A 14906-nucleotide genomic window follows, 5' to 3' on the forward strand; every position below is an offset into this window, starting at 1 on the left:
CAGCGTGACCGAATTCCTCGACCCCCTCCTGATTCTTGAACTGGCCGCACTCGGCCTCGGTACCGGCTTTCTCGCGGGGCTGCTGGGCATCGGCGGGGGCATGCTGATGGTGCCCTTCATCACGATCATCATGGGCCATCGCGGCGTGTCGTCCGACCTCGCAGTGAAGATGGCGATCGCCACGTCGATGGCCACCATCATCTTCACTTCGGTCTCCAGCGTGCGCGCGCACCACAAGCGCGGCGCGGTGCGCTGGGACATCGTCAAGCGCCTGGCGCCTGGCATCGTGATCGGCAGCCTGGCCGGGAGCCTGGGCGTGTTCGCGCTGCTCAAGGGCACGGCGCTCGCCATCTTCTTCGCGCTGTTCGTCGGCTTCTCGGCCACGCAGATGTTCCTCGACAAGAAACCCAAGCCCACGCGCCAGATGCCGGGCACCGCAGGCCAGCTCGCGGGCGGCGGCGTGATCGGCTTCATCTCGGGCCTGGTGGGCGCGGGCGGCGGCTTCATCAGCGTGCCGTTCATGACGTGGTGCAACATATCGATCCACAACGCGGTGGCCACCAGCGCGGCGCTGGGCTTTCCCATCGCGGTGGCCAACGTGCTCGGCTACGCGATCAGCGGCCAGACAGTGCAGGGCCTCCCGGCGGGCTCCTTCGGCTACATCTGGCTGCCGGCTCTGGTGGTGATTGCCCTGTGCAGCGTGTTCACCGCACCGCTGGGCGCCAAGGCCGCACACACGCTGCCGGTGAAGAAGCTCAAGCGGGTGTTCGCGAGCATCCTCTATCTGCTGGCCGCCTACATGCTCTGGAAGGGCCTTCGCGGCTGAAAAACCCCCATGGTCCGGGGGTGTGACCCGTTGCGACCCACGGAATGCGGCCGTATAACGGTTTCATGAAAATCCTCATCGCCGTCGATGGCAGCGCCTACACCCGCAAGGCGCTCGACTACCTCGTCGCAAACCGCACCATGTTCGTGGACGGGCACGAGCTCATCGTGGTCCATGTGTGCACCGGCATCTCGGGCCACGTGACACGGCACCTCAGCAAGGAGATCGTGAACGAGTACTACGCCGAGGAAAGTGCCAAGGTGCTCGATCCGGTGAAGGCGCTCCTGGCCGACAAGGGCATCGGCAACTACACGATCGACGAGCGCCACGGCCACCCGGCCGAGGAAATCCTGAAGTCGGCCACCGCCGCGCATGCCGAGCTGATCGTGCTGGGCACCCACGGCCACGGCATCTTCGGACGCGCGCTGATGGGCTCGGTCGCGACCAAGGTGATCGGCGAGACCGACACCTCGGTTCTTCTCGTCCAGTAGAAGGCCCTACTGCGCCCGCTGCTGCCGCCATTCGCGCGGCGAGCAGCCGAAGCGCTCGCGGAACGCGCGGCTGAAATGCGCCGCATCGTTGAAGCCGCGCCCATACGCGATCTCCCCCACCGGCTTGCCTGCGAGACGCGGCTCCAGCAGGTCACGGCTGCACGCTTCGAGCCGGCGCTCCCAGATGTACTGCGAAGGCGTCAGCGGCTCGCTCTTGAACACGCGATGCACATGGCTCGCCGACACCCCGAGCGACGCCGCGATGCTGCCCACCGACAACGACGGATCGGCCAACTGCTCGTCGATGCATCGCTTCACGCGCGCGAGGTGGTACGCCGTGAGGTTGCTGAGCGATGGCGCACGCGCCGCCGGCAGCGTCTGCAGGCCCGCCACGAGGATGCTCTGCACGCCATTTGCCACAGCCAGTGCCGATGCCGGCTGCAGCGTGTCGATGTCTTCGCGCAGCGTGCGGATCATGCCGAGCAGCAGATGCCCCGCGCCCTCCTTGCCTGACACCGTGGTCGCCGTCAGCGCCTCGGTGTCGCGCAGCTCGCTGCGAAGCCGCTCGCCGGGCAGCTTGAGCACGATCTGCTCGAACCTGTCGTCGAACAGCAGTTGATAGGGCCGCGTGCTGTCGTACAGCGCGAAGTCGCCGGCCGAGAGCACCGCATCGCGCCCATCCTGCCGCACCACGCCGCGGCCCTGCGCCTGGATGCTCACGAGGAAATAGTCGTCGCCCGAGCGCGCGATGTGCCCGCTCGTGCGCATGACCTTCTGGGCGCCCGACTTGACCACTGACACATCGAGGCTCGGCAGCGAGTGCTGGCGGATGCTGCCCTCGAAACGGCCGATGTCGTCCGGCCGCACCGGGTCGCACCCGAGCTGCACGTAGACGTTGCAGATCATGTCGGTCCAGTAGGCCAGGCGCTGGTCGCGCGCCACGGCATCGGTGCTGAGCAACTGGTTCATGGGGCCCCCGGAAAACGCGTACATGCAACGCTGGAACAAGAACGCCGCCAGTTCGGATCAAGGCGTTCCGCGGCGGCGAATCTACGCTTCAAGCAACCCGCATGCCACCGCGCAAACCCGTGTTGGCGGTGTGCGAAGTTGTTTCATCCACCAACTCCGGAGGCCGCCATGCCCACCACTGTTCACCCCAAGCTCCGCGTCGCCGCCGTGCAGGCCGCGCCCGTGTTCCTCGACCTCGACGGCACCATCGACAAGACCATCGACCTCATGGCCGAGGCTGCGGGCCAGGGCGTGAAGCTCATTGCCTTTCCCGAGACCTGGGTGCCCGGCTACCCGTGGTGGATCTGGCTCGATTCGCCCGCCTGGGGCATGCAGTTCGTGCAGCGCTACCACGACAACTCGCTGGTGGTCGGCTCGGCGGAGTTCGACCGCATCAGGGACGCGGCGCGCAAGCACAGGATCTGGGTGTCGCTCGGCTACAGCGAGAAGGCCGCGGGCAGCCTCTACATCGCGCAGGCACTCATCGACGACCAGGGCCACACCGTGCAGACGCGCCGCAAGCTCAAGCCCACGCACGTGGAGCGCACCGTGTTCGGCGAAGGCGACGGCTCCGACCTCGCGGTGGCCGAGACGGCCATCGGCAACGTCGGCTCGCTCTCGTGCTGGGAGCACCTGCAGCCGCTCAGCAAGTACGCGATGTATGCGCAGAACGAGCAGATCCACTGCGGCGCATGGCCCAGCTTCTCGCTCTACCGCGGCGCGGCCTACGCGCTCGGGCCGGAGGTCAACAACGCGGCGAGCCAGGTCTACGCCGCGGAGGGGCAGTGCTTCGTGATCGCGCCGTGCGCGACCGTCTCGCCCGCGATGAGCGACCTCATGTGCACCGATGCCGGCAAGCAGCAGATGCTGCGCACCGGCGGCGGCTTTGCGCGCATCTTCGCGCCCGACGGGTCGCCGCTCGGCACGCCGCTGGCCGAAGACCAGGAGGGCCTGGTGATCGCCGACATCGACCTGGGAATGATCTCGCTCGCCAAGGCGGCGGCCGATCCGAGCGGCCACTACTCTCGACCCGATGTCACGCAATTGCTGCTCAACAGGACGCGCCGCGAGCCCGTGGTCTTCCAGCGCACGCCGGAGCCCGAGAGCAGTGCGCCCGAAGCAGTGACCGCGGGCACCGAGCCGCGCCTGCAGCTCGCCGCCTGACCGCCCGGAGTCCCGCCATGGAATCCGCCATCGCCGAGCACCTGAAATGCCCCCGCACGCGGCACCGCCGCGTCGAGGACGACTACACGCCGCCCTACCCCGTCTGGTCGGCCCGCGCGCCGACCTCGGTGACGCAGGTGGTGATGGGTTATTTCGGCGTGCAGTCGCGCGGCCCCGAGATGCAGGGCCGCGCCTGCGCCGCGCTGACGAAGATCGCACGCGACTTCGCGCTGCCCGATGGGCCGGGTCATCACGACCTCGCGCACTACGTCGATGCCGATGGCTTCGACAACATGGTCGCCATCGCCTACTGGGACGACGCCGCGGCCTTCGCGCGCTGGAGCGCCACGCCTGCCGTCGACGCATGGTGGCGCTCCGACGAGCGGCTGAACGAAGGCCTCGGCTACTTCCGCGAAATCGCCTCACCGCGCGTCGCGCACTTCGAGACCATGTTCAACACGCCGGACCGCTTCGAGGGCGTCGGCGTGGTGATGGGAGAGGTCAGCGGCGAGCTGCAGGAGCACGGCTACTGGGGATCGATGCGCGACCGCATCCCGCTTTCGCAGACCGATGCGCTGTCGCCCTCGGGCACGCGCGCCGTGGTGGCTGGCACGCCCGCGCCGGGCCAGCGCGTGCGCATCGCGGGCCACGAGAACATCGCGATGATCCGCTCCGGCCAGGAATGGACCGACACCACCGGCCAGGAGCGCACGCTCTACCTCGAAGACATGGAACCGGTGCTGCGCGAAGGCATGGCGTTCCTGCGCGACCAGGGTCTGGGCATCGGCTGCTACAGCAACCGCTACATGCACCACCTCGACGCCAAGGGCGCGCCGCAGCAGAAATCGTTCGGCCTGAGCTACTGGCGCTCGCTCGCCGACATGGAGCGCTGGGCCGAGTCGCACCCCACGCACGTCGCGATCTTCGGCAGCTTCATGCGCTACGTACAGGCGCTGAATTTCCAGCTGCAGCTGCGCGTGTACCACGAAGTGTCGGTACTCAAGGCCGACGAGCAGAGCTACGAATACATCAACTGCCACGCGCGCAGCGGGCTCATGAACGGGCTCGCTTCGACATAGGAGAAATTCCACGCGCGGGATTGCCTTAGGATTCGCCCCCTGTTTCTCAAGGCCGCAAGGCAAGGACCCCGACCATGTGGAGCGAACTCGAAAGCCTCGTCGAAGCCTCGATGCAGGAATGGCAAGTCCCCGGCCTCGCGCTGGCGGTGATACAGGACGGCGAGGTGGCGCTGCTGAAGGGCTACGGCGTGCGCGACACCGACACCGGCCTGCCCGTGACCACCGACACGCAGTTCCTGCTGTGCTCGATCACCAAGTCGTTCACCGCCGCCGGGCTCGGCCTGCTGGTCGACGAAGGCAAGCTCGACTGGGACCGGCCGGTGCGCGAGGTGCTCCCCGAATTCCGCCTGCACGACACCGTGGCGACCGGGCGGCTCACGGTGCGCGACCTGCTGTGCCACCACAGCGGCCTGCCGCGCCACGACTGGATCCACATGCCCGGCGACCTGAGCAACGCGCAGATGCTCGCGGCGCTCAGGCATCTCGCGCCGAGCAAGGACCTGCGCGACACCTTCCAGTACTCGAACCTGGGCTACCTCGTCGCGGGAATGATCACCGAGCGCATCAGCGGCCAGCGCTACGAAGACTTCACGACCGAGCGCCTGATGAAGCCGCTGGGCTTCAGGAACTTCGGCTTTTCCATCGAGGCGCTCGGCGCCGCCGAAGACGGTGCCCGCCCGCATGCGATGGACGGCGATGCGCGCTACCGCACGCCGCTGTCGCCCATTCGCGCCACGCCTGCCGGCGGCATCAACGCCTCGGTGGCCGACCTCGCAAAGTGGGCGCGCTTCCTGCTGGACGGCAAAGCGGACGGCCGCCAGTTGCTCTCCGCAAAGTCACTGCGAGAAATGACGACGCCGCGCGTGCACATGGGCCGTTCCGAATACACCGAGATCGGCGATTCGCACTACGGCCTGGGCCTCTTCTGCGAGCAATACCGCGGCGAGCGCACGATCGCGCATTCAGGCTCCTGGACCGGCTGGAGCACGCTCATGACGCTGCAGCCCGAACGCCGTGCGGGCGTGGTGGTGCTGACGAACCGCGCGCCGGGCGGAGCCACGCCGATCCTCACCTTCGCGGCGCTCGACCGCCTCTGCGGCCGCGACCCCGTCGACTGGTTCGGCAGGCTCGCACCGAAGCGCAGGCAAGCCGTCGAGCAGATCAAGCTCGATAAAAAGGCCAGGGCCGACGTGCGCCACGGCAACACCCTGCCCAGCCATCCGCTGGACGACTATGCCGGCGACTACGAACACCCGGCCTATGGGCGCATCCGCATCGACAAGGAAGCGGACGGCCTCGCGTGGCGCTGGCGCGGCATTGCGGAGAAGCTTGGGCATCGGCACTACGACGTCTTCGTCACGCCCGACCGGCCGACGGTGCTGCATCCCAGCGACCACACCGTCACCTTCCGCTACGACCGGCACGGCCACATCGACCGCCTCGAGATTCCCTTCGAGCAGATGGTGGACGACATCGTGTTCCGCCGCATCGCGGCCGGCGATGTGCTGGACCTCGCGTTCCGCCGGCTGTGTGCCGGTGACTACCTGCACGCAGGCCGCGTGATCGAGATCCGCCTCGATGCCCACGGCGAACTCAACATGACGATCCCGGGCCAGCCGACCTACCGCCTCCATCCGGCCGATGGACGCCGGTTCAAGGTCGATACGCTGGAAGGTTTCGGGGTGGAGTTCCGCCGGCCGTCACCGGAGACGGTGGACGCGCTGATCTTTCACGAGCCGCGCCTCACGGCCGTTGCGCCGAGAGCGCCCGGTACCTAGTTCGGCACCTAGTTGGCTGGCCGCCTTACCGCAGCTCGCGTTCCGCGGTGGCCGTCCATGAGCGCACCTGGGCTTCGTACTCGTTGGAATCCCATTTCTTCGAGGCGTTGAAGTCGGACCCCACGTAATCGTTGCCGGCGCAGATCGGCAGCTTCCACAGACGGCACTGCCCCGCCTTGCCGCTGGCACGGATGCAGGCACCCATGGCTTCGCGCACGGCCTTGCGAGGATCGTTGTCGACGCCCCGGTAAGGCGTGTTCTTCCGATCGAACGCAAAGCCTTGGCAGGTGTCCTTGAAGACGGCGAGCACCTTGCATTCCTTGCCGGTCCGTTGACGGCAGAAGTCCAGCACGAGCTTTTGCGCGCTGTTCGAACTGAGGGTGCCCGTTCCACCGAACAGCGACTCGTTGTCCGTCGTCATCGCGTGGGCGCCGTACTCGATGACCGGAAGGATCGGCGGTGGGGGGGAATCCCTGTAGCGCGGCCCAGGTACCTCGGGAGCGTACTGCGGCTGCTGCTGGTATCCGCCGCCCCTGTTGCTGTTCTCGATGTAGTCGCGCGGGACGCACCCCGCACCCGGAACGGTGGGCATGCCGGCCTGGCATTGCGCAACGGCCGAGCCAGCCATGCAGAACATCCAGACTGCGACGATCGCTTGCATGGCGCGTTGATTCATTGAAAGCATCCCATTCTTTCGGCACGAGCAACTTCGCGTCGAAATGCTAGCGGCGGGAGTGCGCGGGCGCCAGTGCCCAAAGTAACGAGCAGGCGCCTCGGGGTGACGACTTTTTCTCTAGTTTCCTAGGCAAACAGCCCCTTGTGCTCGGCGCGCAGCAGCGCCTTCTGCACCTTGCCCATCGTGTTGCGCGGCAGCTCCGGCACGACGAAGCAGCGCTTGGGAATCTTGAAGTTCGCAAGCTTCGACTTGAGCTCCGCCACGATGGCATCGGCATCGATGGCCGTGCCCGCCTTGGCGATCACGATGGCCACGCCCACTTCGCCGAAGTCGGGGTGCGGCACGCCGATCACCGCGCTCTCGGCCACGCCCGCCATCTCGTTGATGTAGCCCTCGATTTCGGCCGGGTAGACGTTGTAGCCGCCACTGATGATCAGGTCCTTGCTGCGCCCGACGATGGTGATGTAGCCGCGGCCGTCGATCTTGCCGACGTCGCCGGTCTTGAAGAAGCCGTCGGCGGTGAACTCTTCCTTGGTCTTCTCGGGCATGCGCCAGTAGCCGGCGAACACGTTGGGGCCGGCGACCTCGATGCCGCCGATCTCGTCGGTGGTGCAGTCGTTGCCCTTGTCGTCGCGCACGCGCAATTGAACGCCCGGCAAGGCGAAACCGACCGTGCCGCCGCGGCGCTCGCCCTGCTCGGGCTTGTAGGGGTTGGAGGTGAGCATGACCGTCTCGCTCATGCCGTAGCGCTCGAGGATCGTGTGGCCGGTGCGCGTCTTCCACTCGTCGAAGGTTTCAATGAGCAGCGGCGCCGAGCCCGCGACGAAGAGCCGCATGTTGCGAACCGCCTCGCGCGTGAGGCCCGGCTCCGCCAGGAGGCGCACGTAGAGCGTGGGCACGCCCATGAACACGGTGGCTTCGGGCAGCTTGGCGACGATGCGCTTCGGGTCGAACTTGGAGAACCACAGCATCTTGCTGCCGTTGAGCAGCGCGCCGTGCAGCGCGACGAAGAGGCCGTGCACGTGGAAGATCGGCAGCGTGTGCACCAGCACATCGCCGGGCGTCCAGCCCCAGTAGTCCTTGAGCACCTCGGCGTTCGACAGCAGGTTGCCGTGCGTGAGCATCGCACCCTTGCTGCGGCCGGTGGTGCCGCTGGTGTAGAGGATCGCGGCGAGGTCGCCCTGCGACTTCTTCGCGGGCGTGTGCTTGTCGCTGCACTGCGCCGCCACTTCGAGCAGCGTGCCGGTGCGGTCGTCGTCGAGCGTGAACACATGCCGCGTGCCCGCCGCATTGGCGATCGGCCCGACCCACGATGCATTGCAGCTCGTGCACACCACGACCGCGGGCTCGGCATTGCCGATGAAGTACTCGATCTCGGCGCTCTGGTAGGCGGTGTTGAGCGGCAGGAACACGTAGCCCGCGCGCAGCGTGGCGAGGTACAGCAGCATCGCCTCGACCGATTTCTCGACCTGCACCGCGATGCGCGCGCCCTTCTCGAGCTTCAGCGCATCGAGCAGGTTGGCGATCATCGCGCTCGCGCGTTCGAGGTCGCGCCACGAGTAGAAAAGACCGTTGTCCGTCTCGACCGCGATGCCGTCGAGGTCGGCGGGAAAGGCCGCGCGCAAGGCGGCGAACAGGTTGGCGTTGGTTGGCTTCTTCATCGCTTCGTCTTTGAACCAGTACTTCAGAAATTCGGTGTGCGCTTGGCAAGGAAGGCTGCAATGCCTTCGCGGTGCTCGGCGGAATCGGCGTAGTCGTAGGCCGTGGCGAGCAGGCTCTGCGTGGATTGCGCGCCGGCCTTCAGCATGGCGAAGGTGCGCTTGTGCAGGCGCGCGGCTTGCGGCGCGAGCGCGGCGATGCGGTCGGCGTGCACCTGCACGGCGGTCGCGACTTCGTTGTCGGGCAGCACCTGCAGCAGGAAGCCCGCGTCGTACAGGCGCTGGGCGCCGTGCACGCCGGCGGCCAGCAGCATGTCGCGCGCGAGCACGTCGCCGACGGCGCCATGCACGAGCGCCGCTTCGCGCGGTGCCATGGGAAAGCCCAGCTTGGCAATCGGCGCGCCGAACTTCGCGGAGGCGCCGGCAATGCGAATGTCGCAGCAGCTCGCGATCTCGATGCCGGCCCCCATGCAGGCGCCCTCGATCTGCGCGACCAGCGGCACGGGGCAATCGAGCAAGGCCTGCAGCGCGGCCCACACCTCGTTTTCGTGGAACTCGCGCAGGCTCGGCTCTTCGAAGCGGAACGACGGGTACTCGGAGATGTCGCCGCCCGCGCAGAAGGCGCCGCCCTCCCCGCGGATCACGATGCATCGAAGGCCGGCATCGTCCAGCTCCGCGAACGCCACGCGCAGCGCGCGCCACATCGCACGCGTCATCGCATTGAGGCGGCCCGCGTTCGACAGCGTGACGACCGCCACCGCGCCTTCGCGGCGCAGCAACACAGTGCCCGCAGCCGTCATTCGAGCTTGGCGCCCGACGCCTTCACGACCGTGGCCCAGCGCTTGATTTCGGCGTTCACGAAGCCGCCGTAGGCCGCCATGGTGAGGGTCGGGATCTCGGAGCCGTTCTGCGCCCAGATGGCCTTGAGCTCGTCGGTGGCGAGTGCCTTCTTCATGTCGTCGACCGCACGCGCCTGCGCTTCGGCCGGTGTGTTCTTGGGCGCCCAGAGGCCATACCAGGTGGTGACGGTGTAGTCGGGCAGGCCCACTTCGGCTGCGCACGGCACATCGGGGAAGGCCGGGTTGCGCTTGGTGCCGGCGACCATCAGCGCCTTGATGCGGCCGCTCTTGATGTGCTGGGCCGAAGAGCCCAAGCCGTCGAACATCAGGTCGACGTTGCCCGAGATCAGGTCCGACAGCGCCGGGCCCGCGCCGCGGTACGGGATGTGGGTGATGAAGGTGCCGGTCTGGATCTTGAAGAGCTCGCCCGCCAGGTGGTGCGAGGTGCCCGAGCCGGCCGAGCCGTAGTTGAACTTGCCCGGGTTGCGCTTTACCAGCGCAATGAATTCCTGGATGGTGTTGGCCTGCACGCGCTTGGGGTTGATGACCACCACCTGCGGCACGTTGGCCAGCAGCATCAGCGGCACGAAGTCCTTCTCGATGTCGTAGTCGAGCTTGGGGTACACCGAGGGCGCGATGGCATGGTGCACGGCGCCCATGAAGAGCGTGTAGCCGTCGGCCGGTGCCTTGGCCGCGATGCTCGCGCCCAGCGTGCCGCCGGCGCCGCCGCGGTTGTCGATCACCAGCGTCTGGCCTGCCACCTTGGTGAACTGGCCCGACAGCGGTCGCGCGAAGGCATCGGTGCCGCCCCCGGCCGGGAACGGCACGATCATCGTCACCGGCTTGGTCGGCCAGCCCTGCGCGCGCGCGGCGCCGCAAAGAACGGCCGCACCGGCGGCGGCCACGCGCAGAACGTCACGTCGCTGAAAACTCTGGTTCATTTGTCTCTTCTCCGATCGTTGTGGATTTTGCCGCCCCATGCGGCGTTAGGCGCCTTCTCCGCGCCCGCCTTGTTTTCGAACGTTCAGCCTTTTTTGAAGAACAGGCTTTCGATGTCTCCCGATACCGCGACCTTGCCGTCGCCCAGCCAGGTCCGATGCTTGTCGAGGCGCTTGAGGTCGTACAGGTAATTGACCATGAGCCCGTACGACTGCTTGTGCCCCTTGGGCGACGGATCGCCGGCCCAGTTCAGCCGTTCGACCCGTGCGCCGTTGCCCAGATGGAAGCGCGCAACCGGGTCGGCCGGCGTGCCGTCGACCAGCGCACGGCCCAGGTACTCGGCGGCGGCCTGCAGCAGCCATTGGCGCAGCGGCGACTTGGCATCGAAGGTGGCGGCGGCTTCCACGGCAGCAAGCAGGCGCTCCGCCGTGGGCGGCACCGAGCCGACGAGGCGGCCAAGCTCGGCCTCGCGCTTCTCGTCCAGGCGCGGCATGAGATCGGCGGCATTCTTTGCGAGCCAGGTGCGAAAGCCCGGAATCGGCGAGAGCGTGGCAAAGGTCTTCAGGCGCGGCAGCTCGTCCTGCAGCGTCTCGACCACGCGCTTGATGAGCGAGTCGCCGAAGCTCACGCCGCGCAGGCCGTTCTGGGTGTTGCTGATCGAATAGAAGATCGCGGTGGTCGCCTTGGCGGGCAGCACCGGCACGGCCGCCTCGTCGAGCAGCGGCGTGATGCCGTCGCTGATGCGGTCGACCAGCGCCACCTCGACGAAGATCAGCGGCTCGTTGGGCAGGCGCGGATGGAAGAAGCCATAGCAGCGGCGATCGCTGTCGTCCAGACGGTTCTTCACGTCGGACCAGCTCTTGATGTCGTGCACCGCCTCGTAGCGGATGAGCTTCTCGATCAGCGAGGCCGGCGAATCCCAGTCGATGCGGCGCAGCTCGAGGAAGGCGACGTCGAACCAGGTGGAGAAAAGTTGCTCCAGCTCGGCATCGAGCGCGAGCAGGCGCTTGTCGGCCTTCAGGCAAGGCAGCAGGTCGGCGCGCAGGTCGACCAGGAAGCGCATGCCCGTGGGCTCGACCGCAAAGCGCTGCAAGAGGCGCATGCGCGGCGAGACGAGCGCGCGGCGCAGCTTCAATTCGGCCTGCCCTTCGTCGGGCGTGCCGACCGCGGCCTGGTGCTGGTCGCGCGCGGTCTTGAGCTTTTGCGCATCGGCGGCGAAATGCTCGCTCATCAGGGCCCAATAGTCGCGGCGCTCCTCGGGGGTGGCCGCGGCGTAGGCCTGTGCGATGGCGTGGGCCCGGCGGCCGCCCTCGACCTCGCTCACGCGCGGATCGATCACGGCCTGCAGGTCGGCGAGCACGCGGCGCAGTGCGCGCGGCGACAGCGCCTCGTCGGCCTTGCGCAGCGTGACCTGCAGGCGCTCGGCGGTCGAGCGCTCGCTGGGCTTGGCCGCATTCTTGGGCCCGCTCTTCGCGGCACCTTCGGGCGCCACGGGCACCTTGGACTTTTCGCCAGAGCGCAGCCGCGCCTGGAACCATTCGGTCGCACTCATCGATGGACTCCCCTGTAGATGGGTTCGGGCGCGCCGCGGCAAATGGTCACGGCATCACCCTGGATTTCTGTTGCCGCGCGACTTCGCGCAGCGCTTCGCGCTGCCGCGTCAGGTGCGTGCGCATGGCGGCATCGGCACCTTCGCTGTCGCGCGCCTTGAGGGCGGCGAACACAGCCAGGTGCTCCGACAGGCTCTGGTCGAGCCGGCCCGGCGCATGCAGTTGCTGCAGGCGCGCGAGTTTCAAGATCTTGCGCAGGTCGCCGATCACCTGCGCGAGCCACCGGTTGTCGGCGAGCTTGATGATCGCCTCGTGAATGACGTGGTTGGTGGCGTAGTAGTCGTTGATGCGGCGCGCCTTGGCGTGGCGCTCCAGGCGTTCGTGCAGCGCGTCGAGTTCGTGCAGCTCCGCATCGCTGGCGTTGCGGGCGGCCTCGTAGGCGCAACGGCCTTCGAGCAGCGCGATCACAGGGAAGATCTCGTCGAGGTCGCGCTCTGTCACCTCGTTGACGAAGCAGCCGCGCCGCGGTTCGTGCCGGAGCAACCCTTCGGCGGTGAGCACCTTGAGCGCCTCGCGCAGCGGCGTGCGGGAGATGGAGAGCCGCTCGCACAGCGCCACCTCGTCAAGGAAACTGCCCGGCGCCAGCGCCCCCTCGAAGATCTGCTCGCGCAGCGTCGCGGCGACTTCGTCGTGCAGGGAGTTGGGGACCAGGCGCATGGAGATGGGGACTCTCGACCGTGGGTGGTTTGGCGTAATTTCCTGTAATTACGCGTAATTGTGAGCGCGCAAACAATGTGGCGCAAGTGTCACGGGCGCCCCGCGCGGCCCGTGATTACCCTGAGATCGCCCGCAGCGCCCGGGTCGCCCCGGGGCGCTCAACTCAGGCGCGTGCGGTGACCGCCTTCGAGCGACCGAACCAGAACCACAGCGCGATGCCGGCAATCACCATCGGCACGCTGAGCCATTGCCCCTGGCTCAGGCTCAAGGCCCGGAGGCCGAGGAAGTCGTCGGGCTCGCGGAAGTACTCGGCAAAGAAGCGCAGCGCGCCGTAGCCGATCAGGAACACCGCGGCCACCTGCCCTTGCTTGCGTTCCTTGCGCGCATAGAGCCACATGATCACGAACAGCAGCAGGCCTTCGAGCAGGAACTGGTAGATCTGCGAGGGATGGCGCGGCAGCATCGAGCCGCTTTGCGGAAACACCATGCCCCAAGGCAAGTCGGGGCTGCTGAAACGGCCCCAGAGTTCGCCGTTGATGAAGTTGCCCACGCGGCCCGCGGCGAGGCCGGTCGGCACGCAAGGCGCAACGAAGTCCATCACCTGCCAGAACGGCCGCGCGCGCGAACGCGAGAACCACACCATCGCGCCGATCACCCCCAGCATGCCGCCGTGGAAGCTCATGCCGCCCTGCCAGACGTAGAGGATTTCCAGCGGATGCGTGAGATAGAACTCGGGCTTGTAGAACAGGCAGTAGCCCAGGCGCCCGCCGACGATGACGCCCATCACGCCGAGGAAAAGGATGTCCTCGATGTCCTTGCGCTGCCAAGCGCCCTGCCCGACCAGCGAGCGGTACGGCTCATGGTGCAGGCGGCGCGTGCCGAGGAAATAGAACAGCGCGAAGGCCGCTAAATAAGTCAGGCCATACCAATGGATGGCGACGGGCCCCAACTGCAAGGCGATGGGATTGATCTGCGGATACATGAGCATCCGCGGATTGTGCCCGCGCCGAATGTCGCGGCCGGCACGGGGACATTCAGGGCAATGTCAGCGCCCGAACTTCCACCACAGGAACCCCGCCACCACGGCCGGCACCGCGAAGATCAGCAGAAAGATCGGCAGTTCCTCGGCCACCGAGTACCCCGCCTTGATCACGCCCACCGCCATGTTGATGCCGGCGCCTATGAACCAAGCCGGAATGAACCACTTGGCGGCGGTGGCCAGCGCCAGCGAAGAGCCGTCGCCGACGAAGCGGCTGGCCAGAAGAAACACCACCAGCAGCACGAAGCCGCCGCCCATCACCATGACTGTGTGCATATGCGTTGTCCTCCGGGCGCGATCTTGCGGGATCAGCGGGTGGTGTAGCCACCGTTGGCAAAAATCGTCTGGCCGGTGATCCACCAGCCTTCGGTGACCAGGAAGCGCACGATGGGCGCGATGTCCTCGATGTCGGTCAGGCCCTTCTTGGAGAACTTGCTGAGCGCCGCGGCGCTGCTGTGGTACTCGACGGCTTCCTTGCTCTCCTGGCCGTAGAAGAACGGCGTGTCCATCGGGCCGGGGCCGATGCCGTTGACCGAGATGCCGCGGTCGCCGAACTCCTTGGAGGCTGCGCGGGTGTAGTGCTCCACGGCGGCCTTGGAGCCCGGGTAGATCGAATAGAACGGGGTGTAGGCCGCCAGCAGCGAGCTCACGATCGTCACGATGCTGCCGCCGTCGGCCATCGTGCGGCCGGCCTGCTGGATGAAGAAGAACGCGGCCTTGGCGTTGGCATCGAAGCTCTTGTCGTAGTCGGCCTCGGTCACGTCGAGGATCGGCTTCTTGATGACCACGCCCGCGGTGTTGATCGCGATGTCGACCTGCCCGAAGTGCTTCACGGCCTGGTCGAACAGCTTGACGTTGTTCTCCACCACCGAGAGATCGCCCTGCACCAGCAGCGTGTCGGCGCCCTTGGCCTTGAGCGCGGCGGCGGTTTTCTCGGCATCGCCGCGCGAGGCGTCGCTGTTGTAGTGGATGGCGATGCCGCGGGCGCCGCCGTCGACAAACTGGTGGCCGATGAGTGCGCCGAGGTTCTTGCCACCGCCGGCGATGACGGCGACCTTGTTCTTGAGGGTGCGTGCGGACATGGAATGAACTCCTGTTGAAAAAAAGCGTGGATGTGTGACGGGAAACCCCAGTCTATTGAT

General features: G+C 67.1%; 15 protein-coding genes. 5 read left to right on the forward strand and 10 right to left on the reverse strand.

The genetic code is table 11. From position 1 onward, the window contains the following. The first annotated feature begins 4 nt into the window (after nt 1-4). Nucleotides 5-826, forward strand: coding sequence for a sulfite exporter TauE/SafE family protein (locus J2W23_RS00585; protein ID WP_176657889.1), 822 nt, complete (start codon nt 5-7; stop codon nt 824-826). A gap of 65 nt (nt 827-891) precedes the next feature. Beyond that, nucleotides 892-1317 (forward strand): universal stress protein, encoded by a 426-nt coding sequence (locus tag J2W23_RS00590; protein WP_307647301.1) that lies wholly within the window; start codon nt 892-894, stop codon nt 1315-1317. A 6-nt stretch (nt 1318-1323) separates the two neighbouring features. Here the strand turns inward: J2W23_RS00590 and J2W23_RS00595 are convergent, their stop codons facing one another. Continuing rightward, nucleotides 1324-2286: an AraC-like ligand-binding domain-containing protein gene (locus J2W23_RS00595; protein ID WP_307647302.1), complete on the reverse strand. Its 963-nt coding sequence runs from the start codon at nt 2284-2286 to the stop codon at nt 1324-1326. Between the two features lie 168 nt (nt 2287-2454). Between J2W23_RS00595 and J2W23_RS00600 the strand changes: the two genes are divergently transcribed. The 3 genes from J2W23_RS00600 to J2W23_RS00610 all read left to right on the forward strand — a co-directional run bounded on the left by J2W23_RS00600 (nt 2455) and on the right by J2W23_RS00610 (nt 6346). After that, a complete protein-coding gene (locus J2W23_RS00600; protein WP_176657892.1) occupies nt 2455-3489 on the forward strand; it encodes a carbon-nitrogen hydrolase family protein in 1035 nt (344 codons plus the stop codon). 17 nt (nt 3490-3506) lie between these two features. Further along, nucleotides 3507-4568: a phenylacetaldoxime dehydratase family protein gene (locus tag J2W23_RS00605; RefSeq protein ID WP_307647303.1), complete on the forward strand. Its 1062-nt coding sequence runs from the start codon at nt 3507-3509 to the stop codon at nt 4566-4568. 74 nt (nt 4569-4642) lie between these two features. After that, on the forward strand, nt 4643-6346 hold the full coding sequence (locus tag J2W23_RS00610; protein WP_307647304.1) for a serine hydrolase: 1704 nt from the start codon (nt 4643-4645) through the stop codon (nt 6344-6346). A 25-nt stretch (nt 6347-6371) separates the two neighbouring features. Here the strand turns inward: J2W23_RS00610 and J2W23_RS00615 are convergent, their stop codons facing one another. From J2W23_RS00615 to J2W23_RS00655, 9 genes are all read right to left on the reverse strand, one after another. Further along, on the reverse strand, nt 6372-7022 hold the full coding sequence (locus J2W23_RS00615) for a DUF4189 domain-containing protein (protein WP_307647305.1): 651 nt from the start codon (nt 7020-7022) through the stop codon (nt 6372-6374). A gap of 125 nt (nt 7023-7147) precedes the next feature. After that, nucleotides 7148-8683, reverse strand: coding sequence for a malonate--CoA ligase (locus J2W23_RS00620; protein ID WP_307647306.1), 1536 nt, complete (start codon nt 8681-8683; stop codon nt 7148-7150). 23 nt (nt 8684-8706) lie between these two features. Then, the gene (locus tag J2W23_RS00625) at nt 8707-9480 is read right to left on the reverse strand and encodes an enoyl-CoA hydratase/isomerase family protein (RefSeq protein ID WP_307647307.1); all 774 of its coding nucleotides are present in this window, start codon (nt 9478-9480) and stop codon (nt 8707-8709) included. Beyond that, complete coding sequence (locus J2W23_RS00630) at nt 9477-10460, reverse strand: Bug family tripartite tricarboxylate transporter substrate binding protein (protein ID WP_307647308.1); 984 nt, start codon at nt 10458-10460, stop codon at nt 9477-9479. The genes J2W23_RS00625 and J2W23_RS00630 overlap by 4 nt, the downstream gene beginning before the upstream one ends. An 83-nt stretch (nt 10461-10543) precedes the next feature. Beyond that, nucleotides 10544-12010 carry a malonyl-CoA decarboxylase gene (locus J2W23_RS00635; RefSeq protein ID WP_176657899.1) on the reverse strand — a complete coding sequence of 489 codons (1467 nt, stop codon included), beginning with the start codon at nt 12008-12010 and terminating at the stop codon, nt 10544-10546. Nucleotides 12011-12056: 46 nt separating this feature from the next. Beyond that, a complete protein-coding gene (locus J2W23_RS00640) occupies nt 12057-12725 on the reverse strand; it encodes a GntR family transcriptional regulator (protein WP_176657900.1) in 669 nt (222 codons plus the stop codon). A gap of 163 nt (nt 12726-12888) precedes the next feature. Beyond that, nucleotides 12889-13713, reverse strand: a complete 825-nt coding sequence (gene lgt / locus J2W23_RS00645) for a prolipoprotein diacylglyceryl transferase (protein ID WP_307647309.1) — start codon at nt 13711-13713, stop codon at nt 12889-12891. A 57-nt stretch (nt 13714-13770) separates the two neighbouring features. Continuing rightward, the gene (locus J2W23_RS00650; RefSeq protein ID WP_307647310.1) at nt 13771-14040 is read right to left on the reverse strand and encodes a hypothetical protein; all 270 of its coding nucleotides are present in this window, start codon (nt 14038-14040) and stop codon (nt 13771-13773) included. 32 nt (nt 14041-14072) lie between these two features. Beyond that, entirely contained in the window at nt 14073-14846 is a 774-nt protein-coding gene (locus J2W23_RS00655; RefSeq protein ID WP_176657903.1) for an SDR family oxidoreductase, read from the reverse strand. Between the last annotated feature and the right edge of the window lie 60 nt (nt 14847-14906).

Origin of the sequence: Variovorax boronicumulans, assembly GCF_030812215.1 — a bacterium.
In the GTDB taxonomy this organism is placed as follows: Bacteria; Pseudomonadota; Gammaproteobacteria; order Burkholderiales; family Burkholderiaceae_C; genus Variovorax; species Variovorax boronicumulans_C.

Coding starts and splice junctions, on each gene's coding strand:
- J2W23_RS00590 (WP_307647301.1), top strand. CDS start 892: ATGAAAATCCTCATCGCCGTCGATGGCAGCGCCTACACCCGCAAGGCG.
- J2W23_RS00595 (WP_307647302.1), bottom strand. CDS start 2,286: ATGAACCAGTTGCTCAGCACCGATGCCGTGGCGCGCGACCAGCGCCTG.
- J2W23_RS00600 (WP_176657892.1), top strand. CDS start 2,455: ATGCCCACCACTGTTCACCCCAAGCTCCGCGTCGCCGCCGTGCAGGCC.
- J2W23_RS00605 (WP_307647303.1), top strand. CDS start 3,507: ATGGAATCCGCCATCGCCGAGCACCTGAAATGCCCCCGCACGCGGCAC.
- J2W23_RS00610 (WP_307647304.1), top strand. CDS start 4,643: ATGTGGAGCGAACTCGAAAGCCTCGTCGAAGCCTCGATGCAGGAATGG.
- J2W23_RS00615 (WP_307647305.1), bottom strand. CDS start 7,022: ATGAATCAACGCGCCATGCAAGCGATCGTCGCAGTCTGGATGTTCTGC.
- J2W23_RS00620 (WP_307647306.1), bottom strand. CDS start 8,683: ATGAAGAAGCCAACCAACGCCAACCTGTTCGCCGCCTTGCGCGCGGCC.
- J2W23_RS00625 (WP_307647307.1), bottom strand. CDS start 9,480: ATGACGGCTGCGGGCACTGTGTTGCTGCGCCGCGAAGGCGCGGTGGCG.
- J2W23_RS00630 (WP_307647308.1), bottom strand. CDS start 10,460: ATGAACCAGAGTTTTCAGCGACGTGACGTTCTGCGCGTGGCCGCCGCC.
- J2W23_RS00635 (WP_176657899.1), bottom strand. CDS start 12,010: ATGAGTGCGACCGAATGGTTCCAGGCGCGGCTGCGCTCTGGCGAAAAG.
- J2W23_RS00640 (WP_176657900.1), bottom strand. CDS start 12,725: ATGCGCCTGGTCCCCAACTCCCTGCACGACGAAGTCGCCGCGACGCTG.
- lgt (WP_307647309.1), bottom strand. CDS start 13,713: ATGCTCATGTATCCGCAGATCAATCCCATCGCCTTGCAGTTGGGGCCC.
- J2W23_RS00650 (WP_307647310.1), bottom strand. CDS start 14,040: ATGCACACAGTCATGGTGATGGGCGGCGGCTTCGTGCTGCTGGTGGTG.
- J2W23_RS00655 (WP_176657903.1), bottom strand. CDS start 14,846: ATGTCCGCACGCACCCTCAAGAACAAGGTCGCCGTCATCGCCGGCGGT.